The sequence below is a fragment of the Pseudomonas inefficax genome (assembly GCF_032164165.1).
GTDB lineage: Bacteria > Pseudomonadota > Gammaproteobacteria > Pseudomonadales > Pseudomonadaceae > Aquipseudomonas > Aquipseudomonas inefficax.
This window is the reverse complement of record NZ_CP134401.1, coordinates 3224012-3241061: the sequence shown is the minus strand read 5'-3', so window position 1 is coordinate 3241061 and position 17050 is coordinate 3224012. Positions and strand designations below refer to the sequence as shown.

The 17050-nt window shown below is 64.3% G+C and carries 17 protein-coding genes, 1 pseudogene and 1 riboswitch; of the genes and pseudogenes, 8 read left to right on the top strand and 10 right to left on the bottom strand.

Features of this window, described 5'->3' with window-relative positions:
• The first annotated feature begins 2 nt into the window (after positions 1-2).
• Positions 3-680 (top strand): c-type cytochrome, encoded by a 678-nt coding sequence (locus RIN61_RS14555; protein WP_112254108.1) that lies wholly within the window; start codon positions 3-5, stop codon positions 678-680.
• A 356-nt stretch (positions 681-1036) separates the two neighbouring features.
• Here the strand turns inward: RIN61_RS14555 and RIN61_RS14550 are convergent, their stop codons facing one another.
• From RIN61_RS14550 to RIN61_RS14540, 3 genes are all read right to left on the bottom strand, one after another.
• Positions 1037-1300, bottom strand: a complete 264-nt coding sequence (locus RIN61_RS14550) for a DUF3077 domain-containing protein (RefSeq protein WP_207879678.1) — start codon at positions 1298-1300, stop codon at positions 1037-1039.
• Positions 1301-1456: 156 nt separating this feature from the next.
• Positions 1457-1699 (bottom strand): hypothetical protein, encoded by a 243-nt coding sequence (locus RIN61_RS14545; protein ID WP_112254106.1) that lies wholly within the window; start codon positions 1697-1699, stop codon positions 1457-1459.
• Positions 1700-2028: 329 nt separating this feature from the next.
• Positions 2029-4206 carry a TonB-dependent siderophore receptor gene (locus RIN61_RS14540; RefSeq protein WP_313852528.1) on the bottom strand — a complete coding sequence of 726 codons (2178 nt, stop codon included), beginning with the start codon at positions 4204-4206 and terminating at the stop codon, positions 2029-2031.
• A 180-nt stretch (positions 4207-4386) separates the two neighbouring features.
• Here RIN61_RS14540 and RIN61_RS14535 point away from each other — a divergent pair, with 180 nt between their 5' ends.
• The 3 genes from RIN61_RS14535 (at position 4387) to RIN61_RS14525 (ending at position 7398) form a co-directional block, all read left to right on the top strand.
• Positions 4387-5079 carry a response regulator transcription factor gene (locus RIN61_RS14535; RefSeq protein ID WP_313852526.1) on the top strand — a complete coding sequence of 231 codons (693 nt, stop codon included), beginning with the start codon at positions 4387-4389 and terminating at the stop codon, positions 5077-5079.
• Positions 5079-6425, top strand: a complete 1347-nt coding sequence (locus RIN61_RS14530; RefSeq protein WP_207879683.1) for a HAMP domain-containing sensor histidine kinase — start codon at positions 5079-5081, stop codon at positions 6423-6425. Before RIN61_RS14535 ends, RIN61_RS14530 begins: the two co-directional genes overlap by 1 nt.
• Before the next feature lie 82 nt (positions 6426-6507).
• Positions 6508-7398 (top strand): alpha/beta hydrolase, encoded by an 891-nt coding sequence (locus RIN61_RS14525; RefSeq protein WP_112254102.1) that lies wholly within the window; start codon positions 6508-6510, stop codon positions 7396-7398.
• A gap of 47 nt (positions 7399-7445) precedes the next feature.
• Here the strand turns inward: RIN61_RS14525 and RIN61_RS14520 are convergent.
• Positions 7446-8179, bottom strand: a pseudogene (locus tag RIN61_RS14520) (RtcB family protein).
• A 91-nt stretch (positions 8180-8270) separates the two neighbouring features.
• Positions 8271-8412: riboswitch (FMN riboswitch) on the top strand.
• Positions 8413-8492: 80 nt separating this feature from the next.
• On the opposite strand from RIN61_RS14520, the gene ribB reads away from it, so the two are divergent.
• The 4 genes from ribB to dxs all read left to right on the top strand — a co-directional run bounded on the left by ribB (position 8493) and on the right by dxs (position 12581).
• Positions 8493-9143 (top strand): 3,4-dihydroxy-2-butanone-4-phosphate synthase, encoded by a 651-nt coding sequence (gene ribB / locus RIN61_RS14515; protein WP_112254101.1) that lies wholly within the window; start codon positions 8493-8495, stop codon positions 9141-9143.
• Between the two features lie 207 nt (positions 9144-9350).
• The gene (locus RIN61_RS14510) at positions 9351-9593 is read left to right on the top strand and encodes an exodeoxyribonuclease VII small subunit (protein ID WP_003255380.1); all 243 of its coding nucleotides are present in this window, start codon (positions 9351-9353) and stop codon (positions 9591-9593) included.
• On the top strand, positions 9590-10477 hold the full coding sequence (ispA, locus tag RIN61_RS14505; protein ID WP_112254100.1) for a (2E,6E)-farnesyl diphosphate synthase: 888 nt from the start codon (positions 9590-9592) through the stop codon (positions 10475-10477). Before RIN61_RS14510 ends, ispA begins: the two co-directional genes overlap by 4 nt.
• A 208-nt stretch (positions 10478-10685) precedes the next feature.
• Positions 10686-12581, top strand: coding sequence for a 1-deoxy-D-xylulose-5-phosphate synthase (gene dxs / locus RIN61_RS14500; RefSeq protein ID WP_112254099.1), 1896 nt, complete (start codon positions 10686-10688; stop codon positions 12579-12581).
• Positions 12582-12712: 131 nt separating this feature from the next.
• Here the strand turns inward: dxs and RIN61_RS14495 are convergent, their stop codons facing one another.
• The 6 genes from RIN61_RS14495 to thiL form a co-directional block, all read right to left on the bottom strand.
• Positions 12713-13525, bottom strand: coding sequence for a cobalamin-binding protein (locus RIN61_RS14495; protein ID WP_112254098.1), 813 nt, complete (start codon positions 13523-13525; stop codon positions 12713-12715).
• A complete protein-coding gene (locus tag RIN61_RS14490) occupies positions 13525-13944 on the bottom strand; it encodes an MFS transporter (protein WP_075044459.1) in 420 nt (139 codons plus the stop codon). The genes RIN61_RS14495 and RIN61_RS14490 overlap by 1 nt, the downstream gene beginning before the upstream one ends.
• Positions 13941-14558: a GTP cyclohydrolase II gene (gene ribA, locus RIN61_RS14485; protein WP_003260612.1), complete on the bottom strand. Its 618-nt coding sequence runs from the start codon at positions 14556-14558 to the stop codon at positions 13941-13943. The genes RIN61_RS14490 and ribA overlap by 4 nt, the downstream gene beginning before the upstream one ends.
• Positions 14559-14818: 260 nt before the next feature.
• Positions 14819-15562 (bottom strand): substrate-binding periplasmic protein, encoded by a 744-nt coding sequence (locus tag RIN61_RS14480; protein WP_252379008.1) that lies wholly within the window; start codon positions 15560-15562, stop codon positions 14819-14821.
• Between the two features lie 16 nt (positions 15563-15578).
• Entirely contained in the window at positions 15579-16082 is a 504-nt protein-coding gene (locus tag RIN61_RS14475; protein ID WP_004376077.1) for a phosphatidylglycerophosphatase A family protein, read from the bottom strand.
• Positions 16079-17047, bottom strand: a complete 969-nt coding sequence (thiL, locus tag RIN61_RS14470; RefSeq protein WP_112254095.1) for a thiamine-phosphate kinase — start codon at positions 17045-17047, stop codon at positions 16079-16081. The genes RIN61_RS14475 and thiL overlap by 4 nt, the downstream gene beginning before the upstream one ends.
• Between the last annotated feature and the right edge of the window lie 3 nt (positions 17048-17050).

Genomic DNA, 17050 nt, shown 5'->3' with positions numbered 1-17050 from the left:
ACATGAAAAGAACAATAACAACGCTTGTTGCAGCAGGCGCAGTGGCCAGCGTGGCCGTGCTTGGCGCTGCATACTCCGGCTTGGTCAACGTCGGCGCCGATGATCCCCATTTCCCCGCCGTGCATGCCTTTCTGGCCATGGCACGGGACCGCTCGATCGCCGTGCGGGCCAGGGACATCGAGGTACCAGACCTGAAGGATGAAGCGCTAATTCGTACCGGCGCCGGTAACTACAACGCCATGTGCATCGGTTGCCACCTTGCCCCAGGCGTCGAGAAGACCGAGCTCAGCCAGGCGCTGTATCCATCGCCCCCCAACCTGACCAAAAGCGGGATCGGTGACGACCCCGCTGCGGCGTTCTGGATCATCAAGCACGGCATCAAGGCCTCTGGCATGCCGGCCTGGGGCAAGAGCATGGGCGATGAGTACATCTGGGGCATCGTCGCTTTCCTGGATCAGCTACCCCAGTTGAACGCCCAGCAGTACCAAACGATGGTCGCGGCCAGTGGCGGCCACCAGCATGGTGGTGGCGAAAGTGAAATGCATGACCATGAAGGCCAGCATGGCGACAACATGCCTGGTCACCAGGGTGAGCGGGCCTCGGGCGCAGGCCAGCATGATGAGGGGCATTCAAAGGCGCATACTCATCGCGATGGCAAGCAGCACATGCATAAAAACTGAAGGCAGGATACGTATGCCGACAGGTTTGCAGCGCCTATGAGACCGAGCGCCGCCCGCGCGGCGCTTCGCGGGGCAAGCCCGCTCCCACATTTGTTGCAACGTACCAAACCTGTCAGGCCATGGTTGCCCGCTTTGTTGGACTGGCGATATCTCCCCGTTGGCGCTGCTGCCGCCCCACCGATCTTGAATCTTGCGCCAAGGCTGACAACCATGGCCTCCCAGGCATGGCCACGTTGCAACAAATGTGGGAGCGGGCTTGTCCCGCGAAGCGCCGCGCGGGCGGCGCTCGGTCTCATAGGCGCTGAAATTGCTAAGGCGAACACCTTGCGGCCCTCATGCGAACTGAAGGCAAGCACTCACTGCTTCATGCCCAGCTCAGCATCATCCATCAGCGCCTTGGCCATTGCACTCAGGTAGTGGGCAGCCCAGATCATCATCGGTTTCTCGTCCATAAGGCCGGTGATGGTCAGTTCGCGGACATAGCCCATCAGTTCCGAGGACTGCTCGCGGGCGTCCTTGCACGGGATACCGGGTTCGATGCGGAACAGTGGGTGGGTGCCGTTTTCGCCTTGGTAGAAGGTGGTTTTGCCGACGGTGAATTGGGTGTCTTCTGTGGTCATTTTTGAATCCCCTGAAAATTCTCGACTGCCTGGACGGGCCCTTTCGCGGGTGAACCCGCTCCCACAGGTACTGCATCTACCTCATGGCTTGTGGAGATCCTGTGGGAGCGGGTTTACCCGCGAAGAGGCCAGCCCAGACAACACATCACTCAAGCCTCAGTGCAAAGTCCGAGGCCCAGTGGGCATCTGCACCTGAATCAGTGCCGACTCCAGCAAAGCCCGCAACGTCTCCAGTTCATGCATCGACGTCATCATCAAAACCGACGCCGGCGATTTGGGCTGCAGCAGCATGGCCTGATGCACAACGGTCGCAGCGCACAGCGCGTAGTCCGTGGCCTGGATCAGGGTGTCTTCAAGGGAATGGGTAGCGTGGGGCGGATCGGGGACAATTTTTAGCATAGTGACATTCTCTGTAGGTTAATCAGAGACCGGCACTCATGACTTGCAGTGTGATGGGTGGCGGCCACGTACGGGTCTGCAAGACCGGACAGAGAACGAAACCGGCAGGTTCGAAAACCTCCCGTACGCAGCCACCATAAAGCGCGCGCAATGGCATGCCATTGGCTATCGGTGATCGGTAATCGTTCTCTGAGCGGGCTTGCAGGCCCGGTCGCTGATTTGGCAACGACAGGGCCACACTAGGCCGCCAGGAACAACACCGCAATGGCTCAAGGGCGCTAGGAAGCTATTTCAGAAATGGCCTACGCGCAACGGGAAAAATCTGATTATCAGAAGTCATACCGCGCCCCAACCATCATGCTCCGCGACGGCCCGTAGAAGTTGAACGTCGAGGTCGACCCCACCCGCGACAGGTAGTCCCGGTCGAACAGGTTGTTGACGTTGAAGGTGGCCGTCAGCTTCGAGGTAACCGGATACGACAGCATTGCATCCACGGTCGCATAGCCTGGCGCGTCGATGCGCACACCGCCGTTCTCGGAATAGAAGTTGCTCCTCGCCGAGATACCGCCACCAATCGCCAGGCCGTTCAGCGGCCCTTGGCTGATGGTGTACTTGCTCCACAGCGATGCCTGGTTGCGCGGCATGATGAAGAAGGTGGTTTCGGCATCGCCCTTGAGGGTTTCGGTTTCCATCCAGGTGTAGCCGGCCAGCACTTCCCAGTTCGGCGCCAGCTTGCCGCTCACTTCCACTTCGGCGCCTTTCACACGGGTCTTGCCGGATGCAACAGAGTCAGTGGTAGCCACACCGTCGGCGTCATACACGGTGGTCGCGCGGTTCTTGTCGGTCAGGCGGAACACCGAGAAGCGGGTATTCAGGTCGCCACCGAAGTAGCTGCTCTTGAGGCCAAACTCGTACTGCTCGCCCTCACGCGGCTTGAGTACCCGGCCATTGCTGTCGGTGTCGGACTGCGGCTTGAACACCTGCGAATAGCTGGCGTACAGCGCATGGTTCTCGGTCAGGTCGTAGACCAGGCCGCCATACGGGGTGAAGTGGCCATCCACGCGCTTGCTGTCGTTGGTGGTGGCGCCGCTGCTGAGAGTAGTGGTGTAGAAATCACCGCGATACCAGCTGAAGCGGCCCCCGGCGATAAGCGCCAGACGCTCGACCGGGCGGAAGGTGACCTTGGAGTACAGGCCGTATTCCTCTTCCTGCATACCAGTCTCGGTGCTGTAATTGGGCGATGGCTTGGCGAACTGCTTCGGCGAGTATGTATTGACGTTGATGGCGCCAAGGTTGGTTGTGCCGTTGAGGTACTCGGTGTCGTAGTTCTTGTAGTCGCTGCCGACCACGAATTCGCTGACCTGGCCGAAGGTTTCGAACGGCTGGCTGTAGCTGGCGTCCAGCGAGTAGGTGTCCTGGGTGAAATCGCGGGCGCTGGCGCGCTCGGAGTTCGCGCCAGTGGTGGCGTTGGTCGCGGTGAAGGCGTACAGGTAATTGGTGTCGCGATGCGAACCACGTGCTGCGACACGGCCATAGCCGCCGTTGTCGAAGCGGTGGGTCAGCTCAGCGACCAGGTCGGTGGTCTTGCCGTCGAAGTAATTCCAGTCAGCCCCCAGGAACTTCGAATGGCTGAAGTCGGGCACTTCGCCGGACAGCGTTGCCGGGTAGCCATTGTGCGGGGTGATGTTCTTCACTTCATGAATCAGGCCGAACGACAGGGTGGTGGCGTCGTCCAGGTCGACGTCCAGCGCACCGTAGTAGCTGTTGCTGGTGTTGGCGTTGTAGTCGACCTCGCCATTGGTGTCGTCCCGCGAGGCGATGAAGCGCCCGCGCACGCGGCCGGCATCATCCAGCGGCCCGCTCAGGTCGATTTCTTCGTGGTTGGTGTCCCAGGTGCCATAGCTGCCTTCGACGTGCCCCTGGAACTCGGCGGTCGGGCGCTTGCGCACCATGTTGACGATGCCGCCCAGTTCGCTGGTACTGCTGAACAACCCGGCCGGGCCACGCATGATCTCGACACGGTCGAATGCCGCCAGCGATGGTACTGTACCGAAGATGCTGGCCATGGGCGCCGGCAGGCCGTCGATATTGAACTCACTGTACTCGTAGCCACGGGCGTAGATCGACGAACGGCCACTGTCGTTGGTCAGGGTTCGCAGGCCGGCGGTGTACTTGGCCAGGTCATCGAGGTGCACGAACCGGCGGTCCTTGACGTAGTCCTGGGTGTAGACGGTGATCGATTGCGGAATGTCCTTGAGCGCTGCGGGGGTCTTGGTACCCACGGTGGCGGCGTCCACGCTGTAGCCGCCGGTGTCTTCCGACGGCAGCATGTCGTACAGGCGGTTGCCTTCGATGGTCAATGCTGGCAAGTCAAGCGCGTTGTCCTCGACAGACGCCTGGGTCGCTACCGTTTCGGCAAGTGCCGACAACGAAAACGGCGCCAGCACCCCCAGCACCAGCCAGCCCCGAACCCTTCGCGAGTCCCCCAAACTTTTGAAACTGCTCATGACACCCTTTCCCCAAATGGTAGTAATTCGCAAACGAAACAAGTTGCTTTTTGCGAACGATACCGAAGGGAAATCGGGGGTGCAGCAGGATTAACCTTCTTAACACATCAAGGCGTTGCCCTCGCCCTGCCGGCAATGGGATGATTCGTAATTGATACGAATTCTCATTCAAGGCTCGCCGTGCCCACCTCACTCCTCCTCGCCGAAGACGACGCACGCCTGCGTCAGGACCTGGAACGTCATTTCCTCAACCGGGGTTTCCGGGTGCACGCATGCGCCACCGGCGCCCAGGCCCTGAATGCCATACAGCAATCACAGTTCGAGCTGGTGCTGCTGGATATCATGCTGCCGGGCATCGATGGCCTCAGCCTGCTCGACGAGTTGCGCCGGCAGCAGGCGGTGCCGGTCATGCTGATGTCGGCGCTGGGGGCCGAGCAGGATCGCATCAGTGGCTTTACCCGGGGCGCGGACGATTACTTGCCCAAGCCCTTCAGCCTGGCCGAGCTGGATGCCCGGGTCGATGCGTTGCTGCGGCGTGTGGCGTTCGATCGTGGTACGGCGCTGCGTGCCGACGTCGGCGAGGTGATGCTCGACCATGACCGCCAGGACGTTATCCACAAAGGCAAGGCTGCCGGCCTCACCGCCTCCGAATTCCGCTTGCTGGCCACCCTGCGGGCCCACCCCGGCGAAGCCTTGAGCAAACCGTTTCTCTACCAGACCGTGCTGCACCGGGCCTACACCCGCCTGGACCGCGGCCTGGATGTGCATGTATGCAACCTTCGCCGCAAGCTGGCCGACATCGCTGCCCAGCACCTGCAGATCCAGGCCGTACGCGGCCAAGGGTACATCCTGGTCGACACGGAACAAGCCTGATGCGCCGTCATCCCTTGCTATGGAAGCTGGCCGTACTGCAGGTCGGCTTCTGCCTGTTGCTGACCTGGCTGATCTGGACCTGGGGCCTGTCGGTGGAGCGCAGTACCTACTTCCTGTCCCAAGCCGACCAGGACTACCTGGCGCGCTTTGCACAGCAAGCCGAACAGGCCTGGGAGCAAGGCGGCGCGGCGGGTGCCGAGGCCTGGCGCAGGCAACTGGAACAGGCCGAGGGCACTTGGGTGGCGCTGGTCGGGCCGCATCTGCAGAGCCTTGGCAGCACCCCACTGAGCGCTGAGGAAGCCAGCCACCTGACCTTCATGCGCAAGCTCGACTGGCCGATGAGCCGGCGCCTGCAGGATGAACTGCCCTACGTCAGCATCGAGTTCCCGCAGCACCCCGAACATGGTCGCCTGGTAATGCAACTGCCCGAACACCTGTTGCCTACCGGCCTGACCCCATGGACCCATGTGATCACCCATGGCGTTGCCCCCACGCTGCTCGCCCTGCTGCTGGTTCTGGCGCTGTACCGCCACCTTGTGGTGCCACTGAACCGTCTGCGCGACCGTGCCGACGCCCTGCGTGCCGATGACCTCGACAGCCCGGCCCTGCCCCTGCAGGAGCGGCGCGATGAGCTTGGTGAACTGGCGCAGGCCTTCGAGCACATGGCCGGGCGCCTGCGCCAGAGCCTGGAGCAGCAACGCCTGTTGCTGCGCACGCTGTCCCACGAACTGCGCACGCCGCTGGCGCGGCTGCGCATCGCCCATGACAGCAGCTTGCCGCCAGCCCAGTTGCGCGAGCGCCTGGACCGCGAGGTCGCCGACATGCAGAAGCTGCTGGAGGACACGCTGGACCTGGCCTGGATGGACACCGAACAGCCCAGCTTGCCGACCGAACCGGTGTTGATGGTTTCGGTGTGGGAAGCCTTGTGCCAGGACATCTGCTTCGAAAGCGGCTGGGACCGCGCCCGCCTGCCCTGCTCGCTCGGCCCCGACTGCGTGGTGCAAGCCCACTTGGACAGCCTGGCCCAAGCCTTGGAAAACCTGATGCGCAATGCCATCCGCCACTCGCCGGCCGAGGGCCGGGTCAATCTGGATGGCTGGCTGGAGGGCGATTGCTGGCACCTGCGCCTGAGTGACCAGGGCCCCGGGGTGCCGCACGCCGAGCTCGAACGCATCTTCAAGCCCTACCAGCGGCTGGCCGACAGCGGCGCGGGCTTCGGCCTGGGCCTGGCCATCGCCCGCCGCGCCATCGAACTGCAAGGCGGGCGCTTGTGGGCCAGCAATGGTCACCCGGGCCTGTGCCTGCACATGACTTTGCCGATGGCCCAGGACTGTTTAGAAAGTTAATGCGCTTTACGCTCAATCAGGACTGATTATCATCTGGACGTTCCTGCCTTGCGCTCCTTGCAAAGCCCTGATGAGACACCTGATGAGCAAGATGACCCTGACGCTGGCTTTGGTGCTGGCCCTTGCGGCCCCTGCTGCCCTGGCGCAGCCCGAGCATCAACAGAAGATGGATACCTCGCTGCTGCAGCGCCAGGACCTGGCCTACCGCTTCAGCCAGCTCGACCTGGACTCGGCCGATGGCCAGCGTCATTACCGCTTGTGGGTCGGCCAACCAGACCGCCCGGCGCCAGCGGCAGGTTACCCGGTGCTGTGGATGCTCGATGGCAATGCCGCGCTGGGGACGCTGGACAGCCTGCTGCTGGGCAAGCTTGCCGCCGGCCAGGCGCCATTGCTGGTGGCCGTGGGGTACCAGACCGATCAGCGGATCGAGCGGGTCGGGCGTACCTATGACTACACCCCGGCGCTGCCTGGGCAGGCTGAGCAGCTGGACCCGTTGACCGGGCAACCGAGCGGTGGCGTGGACGAGTTCCTCGATCTGCTGAGCGAGCGCATGCGGCCGCTGGTGGCGGGTGTGGCACCGATCGACCTGCAGCGGCAGACTTTGTGGGGACATTCCTACGGTGGGTTGGCCGTGCTGCATGCGCTGTTCACCCGGCCTGGGGCTTTCAGTGACTATGTGGCGGCCAGCCCTTCGCTGTGGTGGCATGATGGTGCGATCGTGCGTGAGGCGCAGGGGCTTGGACAGCGCTTGGGTAGCAGCCGGCCTCGATTGTTACTGATGCGCGGGAGTGAGGAGCCGGCTAACCCCCGCATGCCGGTGCAAGGCGATGGAGAACGGGCGGCGCGAGAGCTGGCGGCAGACCTGGCCAAGGTGCCGGGGTTGCAGGTACGGTTCGAACGATTTGACGGGCTGGGGCATGGGCCGATGTTACCGGCCTCGCTGAAGCGGGTGATTGAAGGGATGTCTCGATAATCCTGCACTGGTCTCTTCGCGGGTAAACCCGCTCCCACAATGCCTCTTCAGCCCTTCACACATACCACCTGCCGCAAGGTGTGCACCACCTCCACCAGCTCCTGCTGCGCGCGCATCACCGCATCGATGTCCTTGTAGGCCATGGGGATCTCGTCGATCACCTCCTTGTCCTTGCGGCATTCCACATGCGCCGTGGCCCGCCGCTGATCTTCCCCGGTGAAGCGGCTCTTGGCCTTGGTCCGGCTCATCAGGCGACCGGCACCATGGCTGCAGGAACAGAACGACTCCTCGTTGCCCAGCCCTCGAACGATAAAGCTCCTGGCCCCCATTGAGCCGGGAATGATCCCCAACTGCCCTTTCTGCGCCGACACCGCCCCCTTGCGCGTCACCAGCACTTCCCGGCCAAAATGCTGCTCGCGCTGCACATAGTTGTGGTGGCAGTTCACCGCTTCCAGGCTGGCCTCGAACGGCTTGCCCAGCGCCTTGCGAGCCGCACCGACCACCGCCAGCATCATCAGCTCGCGGTTCTGCCTGGCGTAATCCTCATGCCGTAGCCGATATCCACCCCCACTGCGGCGGGGATGATCGCGCCAACTGTGGGGATCACACTGCCAATGGTCGAGCCCTTGCCCAGGTGCACATCCGGCATCACCGCCAGGTGCTTGAAGATGAACGGCATCCTGGCCGTGTTGAGCAGTTGCTTGCGGGCATCGTCTTCCACCGGTACGCCGTCGGTCCACAACTTTACCGGCTTGCCGTCGGCGACCTGGAGAATATCCATGGGGCTGTTCCTCGAATGCATAACCGCATGATACCGCCAAAGGTCGTAGAGCCGTGGATTGCCTGCGGGGTGGCAATGTGCTGTATGCTTGGCCGGTCTTCAGGGCGGGGTGAAAGTCCCCACCGGCGGTAAATCGAAAGATGAGCCCGCGAGCGCCCCGGCCATGCCGGGGGTCAGCAGATCTGGTGAGACTCCAGAGCCGACGGTCATAGTCCGGATGAAAGAAGGCGTCAGGCAGGGGCCATACGGGCGCCCCTGCGCGCGCATTTTGTTCGCCCCGAGACGTTCATCGATCATTCACGAGGAGCGTTTCATGTCCACCATGCACCACCCGCAATTCCCCAATGTCAGCGCCGCCATCGCCGCCTTCCAGGCCGGGCGCCCTGTGCTGCTGCTCGACGACGACGACCGCGAGGACGAAGCGGACATCATCGCCGCCGCCGAGAACATCTCGCTGCAGACCATGGCCATGATGATTCGCGATTGCAGCGGCATCGTCTGCCTGTGCCTGGACGAGGCCACCGTCGACGAACTGCAACTGGCACCCATGGTGCAGAACAACCAGGCCCGCCACGGCACCGGCTTCACCGTCACCATCGAGGCGGCGGAAGGCATTACCACCGGAGTGTCGGCCCAGGACCGCATCACCACCGTTGGCGCGGCACTGCGCTCCACTGCCGACCAACGCCATATCGTCAGCCCGGGGCATGTGTTCCCGCTGCGCGCCCGCAATGGCGGGGTGCTGACCCGCCGTGGCCACACCGAAGGCTCGGTAGACCTGGCACGCCTGGCCGGGTTGCGCCCGGCGGCGGTGCTGTGCGAGCTGATGAACCCCGATGGCACGATGGCCCGTGGCGAGCAGGTGGCGGTGTATGCGCGGCAGTACAATCTGCCGGTGCTGACCATCGAAGAACTGGCGCGGTACCGTGAGGCCATGCTGGAGCTGGAAGCAGAGCCAGCCTGATCCACCGCACGGGGCCGCTTTGCGGCCCATTCGCGGGTAAACCCGCTCCCACAGGGACCGCGCAGACTCGGAACCGGTGCAGTACCTGTGGGAGCGGGTTTACCCGCGAAGAGGCCGGCAAGTGCAACCTCAGGCTGCCGGAAGTTTGCTCCCCCCGCCCCGCTCTGCTAGTGTCGCGCCGTTCTGAATGCCACCGAGACAGTCGCCATGGCCCGCAAAAAAGCCTCCCTCGATTTCGAGCAATCCCTCGCAGACCTGCAAGCACTGGTCGAGCGCCTGGAGAACGGCGAGTTGTCGCTGGAAGAGTCGCTGGCCGCCTTCGAGCAAGGCATCGCCCTGACCCGCGATTGCCAGGGCGCCCTGGCCCAGGCCGAACAGAAGGTGCAGATCCTGCTGGAACGCGATGGCGAGCTGGCTGCCCAGCCCTTCGACGCGGAGCCGGAAGCATGATCGGCACCTACCAGGCCAGCTGCCAGGCCCGGGTCGACGCCGCCCTCGAGCCGTTGTTCGTCGCCCCGACCAAGGAACTCGAACGCCTTTACGCCGCCATGCGCTACAGCGTGATGAACGGTGGCAAACGTGTTCGTCCGCTGCTGGCCTACGCGGCCTGCGAAGCCTTGGGCGCCCCGGCCGAACAGGCCAACGGCGCAGCCTGCGCCGTGGAACTGATCCACGCCTACTCGCTGGTGCATGACGACCTGCCGGCCATGGATGACGACGACCTGCGCCGCGGCCAGCCGACCACCCACAAAGCCTTCGATGAGGCCTGCGCGATCCTCGCCGGCGACGGCTTGCAGAGCCTGGCCTTCAGCGCCCTGCTCGACCCGCGCCTGAGCCCGCAGGCTGACAGCATTCGCCTGGCCATGGTCCAGGCTTTGGCCAAGGCGGCCGGCCCGGCAGGTATGGTTGGTGGCCAGGCCATCGACCTGGGCTCGGTTGGCCTGAAGCTGGACCAGCAGGCGCTGGAGTTCATGCACCGGCACAAGACCGGTGCGCTGATCGAAGCCAGCGTGCGCCTCGGCGCCCTGGCCAGCGCCCGCGCCGAACAGGCGCAACTGGCTGCCCTGCAGACCTATGCACAGGCCATCGGCCTGGCATTCCAGGTGCAGGACGACATCCTCGATGTGGAAAGCGACACCGCGACCCTGGGCAAACGCCAAGGGGCTGATATCGCCCGAGACAAACCGACCTACCCGGCGCTGCTGGGCCTGGAAGCGGCCAAGGCCTATGCGGTCGAACTGCGCGACCAGGCGCTGGTCGCACTGAGTGGGTTCGGCGACAAGGCCGAGCCGCTGCGAGCGCTGGCACGCTACATCGTCGAACGCCGCAACTGATTTGATTGGGGCCGCTGGGCGGCCCATCGCCGGCAAGCCAGCTCCCACAGAGCCCCCACAGGCCTTGAGCATTGTGAACAACCTGTGGGAGCTGGCTTGCCGGCGATGGGCTGCAAAGCAGCCCCCATGCGACACCCGTCTGAATGGGCAGTATTTCCTACAATGGGGTAAACTGCCGCGTCTTCACACACCTATAACGACTCGCCTGATGCCCACGACGTTTCAAGAGATCCCCCGCGAACGCCCGGTCACGCCGTTGCTCGACCGCGCTGACACGCCTGCCGGCCTGCGCCGGCTGGCTGAAGCCGACCTGGAGACCCTGGCCGACGAACTGCGCCAGGAGTTGCTCTACACCGTGGGTCAGACCGGTGGGCATTTTGGTGCCGGCCTGGGCGTCATCGAGCTGACCATCGCCCTGCACTACGTCTTCGACACCCCCGACGACCGGCTGGTGTGGGACGTGGGCCACCAGGCGTACCCGCACAAGATCCTCACCGGGCGCCGTAACCGCATGCTCAGCCTGCGCCAGAAGGACGGCATCGCCGCCTTCCCGCGCCGCAGCGAGAGCGAGTACGACACCTTCGGCGTCGGCCACTCCAGCACCTCGATCAGCGCTGCACTGGGCATGGCCATTGCCGCCCGCCTGCAGCACAGCGAACGCAAGTCGATCGCGGTGATCGGTGACGGCGCGCTGACCGCCGGCATGGCCTTCGAGGCATTGAACCACGCCCAGGAAGTCAACGCCGACATGCTGGTTATCCTCAACGATAACGACATGTCGATTTCGCGCAACGTCGGCGGCCTGTCCAACTACCTGGCCAAGATCCTCTCCAGCCGCACCTACGCGAGCATGCGCGAAGGCAGCAAGAAAGTGCTGTCGCGCCTGCCTGGCGCCTGGGAAATTGCCCGCCGCACCGAGGAGTACGCCAAAGGCATGCTGGTGCCGGGCACGCTGTTCGAAGAACTGGGCTGGAACTACATCGGCCCGATCGATGGCCACGACCTGCCGACCATGATCGCTACCCTGCGCAACATGCGTGACCTCAAGGGCCCGCAGTTCCTGCACGTGGTGACCAAGAAGGGCAAGGGCTTCGCCCCGGCCGAGATCGACCCGATCGGCTACCACGCCATCACCAAGCTGGAGCCGGCCGACAAACCCGCCGCACCAAAGAAAGCCAGCGGCCCGAAGTACTCCGCAGTGTTCGGCCAGTGGCTGTGCGACATGGCTGCCGCCGACAACCGCCTGGTGGGCATTACCCCGGCGATGAAGGAAGGCTCCGACCTGGTCGACTTCAGCGAGCGCTACCCGGAGCGTTATTTCGATGTGGCGATCGCCGAGCAGCATGCCGTGACCCTTGCGGCCGGCATGGCCTGCGAGGGCAGCAAGCCGGTGGTGGCGATCTACTCCACCTTCCTGCAGCGCGCCTACGACCAGCTGATCCACGACGTGGCGGTACAGAACCTCGACGTGCTGTTCGCCATCGACCGCGCCGGCCTGGTCGGCGAAGACGGCCCGACCCATGCGGGCAGCTACGACCTGTCGTACCTGCGCTGCATCCCGGGCATGCTGGTGATGACCCCAAGCGACGAGAACGAATTGCGCAAGATGCTCAGCACCGGCCACTTGTACAACGGCCCGGCGGCTGTGCGCTACCCACGTGGCACCGGCCCGAACGCGCCGATCAGTGGTGACCTGGAGCCGCTGGAAATCGGCAAGGGCGTGGTCCGTCGCCAGGGCGAGAAAGTCGCCTTGCTGGTGTTCGGCGTACAACTGGCCGAGGCCATGCAGGTGGCTGAGCAGATCAACGCCACCGTGGTCGACATGCGCTTCGTCAAACCGCTGGATGAGGCGCTGGTGCTGGAACTGGCTGCAAGCCATGAGCTGCTGGTGACCATCGAAGAAAACGCCATCATGGGCGGTGCCGGTGCGGCTGTTGGTGAGTTCCTGGCCAATGAGGCGATCGTGAAACCGCTGCTGCACCTGGGGTTGCCGGACATTTATGTCGAGCATGCCAAGCCTGCGCAGATGCTGGCTGAGTGTGGGCTGGATGCGGCCGGGATCGGGGCTTCGGTGAAGGCTCGGATGGCCAGGCTAGGCCTGTAAACCCTGGGGCCGCTTTGCGGCCCATTCGCCGGCAAGCCAGCTCCCACCTCGACCGCGCCAGCCTCAAGACATGCGCTATCCCTGTGGGAGCCTGGCTTGCCAGCGATCGAGGGCGCAGCCCTCGCAGAAGCTCACTTGGCCGCCGGCGCTTTAGCCTTGAGCAGCGCACACAACCGCGCCGTAGCTTCGACCATCTGCCCACTGGGCCGCTCCAGGCCTTTGTCTGGCACCACCAGTAAACGATCATCAGCCACCGCACGCAATTGCGGCCACGCCTTCCAACTCGCCAGCTGCGCTTCATTACCCGCCAGAATGACCTGCGGGTTGCGCAGCAGCACAGATTCCACATTTACCTGCGGCGCCGGCTGGGTAAGATCGGCGAAAACATTACGCGCCCCGCAAACGGCCAGAGCATCGCTGACCACCTGCTGGCCACCGAGCGTATACAGCGGCCGGTCCCAGACCTGGTAGAACACCTGCAACGGCTCGTCCCGTCGGTACTGCTGGCGTAGCTGACGCAACCGCTCACGCAAGGCTTGTGCATACCGATGGCCCTGTTCGGCACGGCCGATACGTTCGGCGATGGCTTCGATCTGCTCGATCAGCTGGTCGATATCATGGGGTTCTGCGCTGAAGGTGGCGATGCCCAGGCGCTTGAGCTGGTCACTTTGGGCCGGCGGCACGCTGCCCGGCCACAGCAGCAACAGGTCGGGGCGAAGGCTGAGCAGGCGTTCGAGGTTCAGTTGGCCCAGGCGCCCCACCGAGGGCAACTCGCGCAGCGCCGCCGGCCGTTCGCCACCGTCGAGCACACCTACCAGCAGGTCATCGGCCTGCAGTTCGAGCATGATCTCGCTCATCGACGGGGCCAGGCTGACCACCCGCAGGGGTTCGCCGGCCAGTGCGGCGCAGGCGAACAGCGCCAACAGAGCGGGCAGCAGGCGCATCAGCCGAGCTGGCGTGGAATGCGATAGAGGTAAAGCACCACTGCGGTGGACAACGCCAACAGGATCTGTGGCACCGCCTCGAGGCCGACCAGTACTGACAAAGCGGCGACCCAGGCCGGGAAGCAGGCATACAGCATGGCCAGGCGCCGCACCCGCGCCAGCTCGATCCAGGCGGCGGGCTCTTCGCCAGTGCCGAGCACCTTTGAAGTTGCGATGAGGGCGCGCTTGTAGGCACCGAAGCGCGGCAGGCTGAGGAACATGGTCGCCGCGCCGGCAATGAACAGTGGCATGGCCAGCACCGAGGCCAGCGCATCACCACCACCGAAAGCCCAGGCCATCACTGGCAGCGGCACCAGGCCGACCGCCAGGTATTGCCACCAGGCCAGCGCCAGGCGCCGCTTGACCTCGGCGCGGGTCACGCCTGGGGCACCTCGCCCTGATGCTCGTTACCCAGCATGTGGCCCAGCTTGCCGGCCTTCGTCGCCAGGTAGTAGCGGTTGTGCGGGTTGTGCCCGGTATGCAGCGGCACGCGCTCGGCGACGACGATGTTCATGTCGGTCAGGGCTTTGACCTTGCGCGGGTTGTTGGTCATCAGGCGCAGCGACTTCACGCCCAGGTGTTCCAGCATCGGCAGGCACATGGCGTAGTCGCGCTGGTCGGCGGCAAAGCCCAGGCGCTCGTTGGCCTCGACGGTATCGGCGCCACCATCCTGCAGCTCGTAGGCGCGAATCTTGTTCAGCAGGCCGATGCCGCGGCCTTCCTGACGCAGGTACAGGAGCACGCCACGGCCTTCACGGGCGATGGCTTGTAGCGCGGCTTCCAGCTGCGAGCCGCAGTCGCACCGCTGGCTGAACAGGGCATCGCCGGTCAGGCACTCGGAGTGCAGGCGCCCCAGCACCGGCTGGCCGTCCGCGATGTCACCCAGGCTGAGCACCACGTGCTCACGGCCGGTGGCTTCGTCGAGGAAGCCATGCATGGTGAAGGTCGCGAAAGGAGTCGGGAGTTTAGAGGCGGCAACAAAGACGACGGGCACGTTGTGCTCCTGGATAAGTAGGAAATTTCTCGTGAGCCGATTGTATCAGCAGGTTGGGGGATGTGGGCTGGCTGAATACCGTGGCTTAAGATCGAAAAGTTCGATGCTTATTAGGCCACCAATCAACCGTGCCCCACGCGGTTTCTGTGGGAGCGGGTTTACCCGCGAAGAAGCCAGCGCGGTGCCTGGCACCGGCTTCGCCGGTGTTCGCGGGTAAACCCGCTCCCACAGGGACCGCACATGCCTTGGCGCTCTGCGTCTCAATGCGGTTTGCTATCCGGGCTGAACGGATACGGCTGCTGCCAGCGCTCGAAAATCGGCTTCAGCTCGCCACTGCGCACCAGCTCGGCCATGCGCTTGTCGAACAGGTCGCGCAGGGCCTTGGCCTGGTCGTTGCGGGCAAAGGCCAGGTACAGCGGCAGTTCGGCCAAATGGCTGCGGCGGAAGCGCTCGGGGTGAGAGGCCTGGCCAAGCACGTAGTCGACCTCGGTCAGTGCATCGATGTAGTAGTCCACGCGGTCATGCTCGAGCATCGGTAAAATGCCTTCGCGGCGCTGGACTTCGCGAAACTCATGCACATTGGGCAGGTAGCTGCCGAAGTCGTAGCCACGCACCCAGGCCAGGCGATACTGGCCTATGGTCTGCTGGGTAGGCACAGGCTTGTTGACCAGCCCCAAGGCGTAGATGTGATCCATGTCGAAATGCCAGCGCGGGTACAGGTTGTCGTCGTTCTCTTCCTTGTACGAGCCTACCCAGGCGTCAGCCTCGCCACGCTTCACCAGCCCGATCGCACGGCTGTAGGGCGCGCTCTGGGTCACCACCTTGACCCCGGCCGGCTCGAATACCTTGCGCAGCACATCCCAGGCCACCCCGGTACCGTCGGCGTTGGTGTAGTCGAGCCACTCTTCGCTGACCAGGTGGATCTGCTTCGGCACACCTTCGGCAGCCGCCGCCCACGGGGCAAGGCTCAGCAGCATTGCCAGCAGCACCGTCCTCATGGCCATCCACACGCTCCCTGTATCAGGCAACCGCCCACACCAGAACCTGCATCCCCAGCCAGGCAAACACGCCGGCCAGGATATCGTCGAGCATGATTCCGACGCCCCCATGCACATGGCGGTCGACCCAGCGGATCGGCCACGGCTTGAGGATGTCGAAGAAGCGGAACATCAGGAACCCCGCCAGCAGCCACTGCCAGCCTTCCGGCACCAGCCAGAGGGTTATCCACATGCCGACGATCTCGTCCCAGACAATGCCTTCATGGTCGTGCACGCGCAGGTCATTGGCGACCTTGCCACAGAGCCAGAAGCCGAACAGCATGCTTACGCCAAGCAGCAGCCAGTAGCCCCAGTCGGGCAGCATCTGCCACAGCGGAATGAACGGTATGGCCACCAGCGAGCCCCAGGTGCCCGGCGCCTTGGGCAAGGTGCCGGAACCGAAGCCGAAGGCGATGAAGTGCCACGGGTTGCGCCAGACCGAAGGCGGAACGAACTCCGCAGGCACCTGGTTGGGGTGATCGGTCACGGTGTCTCCCTAAAATGTTGATAGCCCCGCTGCTCGGGGGTGATGTCCCGGCCTTGTGCATCACGCAGGGTCACACCCTGCCCTTCGAGCACACGACCAATGGTATGCACCTCGATGAAACCGAGGTTCGCCAGAGGCGCCAGCGCTTCGGGCGGCAAGGTGAAGGCCAGTACATAATCGTCGCCACCGCTGAGCGCTGCCTGCAATGCCGCTTCGCGACCGAGGAACGCCACTAGAGCAGGAGACACTGGTACCTGGGCCAGGTTCACCTCAAGCGCCACACCGGACGCCTTGGCGATATGCCCGCAATCGGCCAGCAGGCCGTCGGAGATGTCCAGCGCCGCCGTTGCCCGCCCACGTAGCCACTCGCCCAGGGTAAGCTGCGGCATCGGCGACCAGTAATGGGCCAGCAGCGGCTCGGCCTGGGCAGCAGGCGCCTCGCGCTCACCCAGCACCAGCGGCAAGGCACCGGCGGCCTTGCCCAGCGTGCCGCCAACACACAGCAGGTCGCCTGGCCGAGCGCCGCTGCGGCGCAATGCCTGGCCAGCCGGCACGCGGCCGAACACGGTGACGGTGATGCTCAGCGGACCACGGGTGGTATCCCCGCCAATCAGGCTCATACGGCAGCGGTGGGCCATGCGGCTGAGGCCATTGGCGTAGGCCGCCAGCCAGTCCGGGCCTACATCAGGCAGGGTCAGGGCGAGGGTAAAGCCGATGGCAGTTGCGCCCATGGCTGCCAGGTCACTGGCCGCCACGGCCAGGGAACGCTGGCCCAGCAGTAGCGGGTCGCAGACAGCAGGGAAATGCACCCCGGCGACCAGCGTGTCGGTCGACACTGCCAGGTGTTCACCGGGGGGAAGCGCCAGCAGGGCGCAGTCATCGCCGATACCCAGGGCCACGCCTTCGCCGCCCTGCGCACAGGGCGCGGCGGCGAAGTAATGGTTGATCAGCTCGAACTCACCCATGGT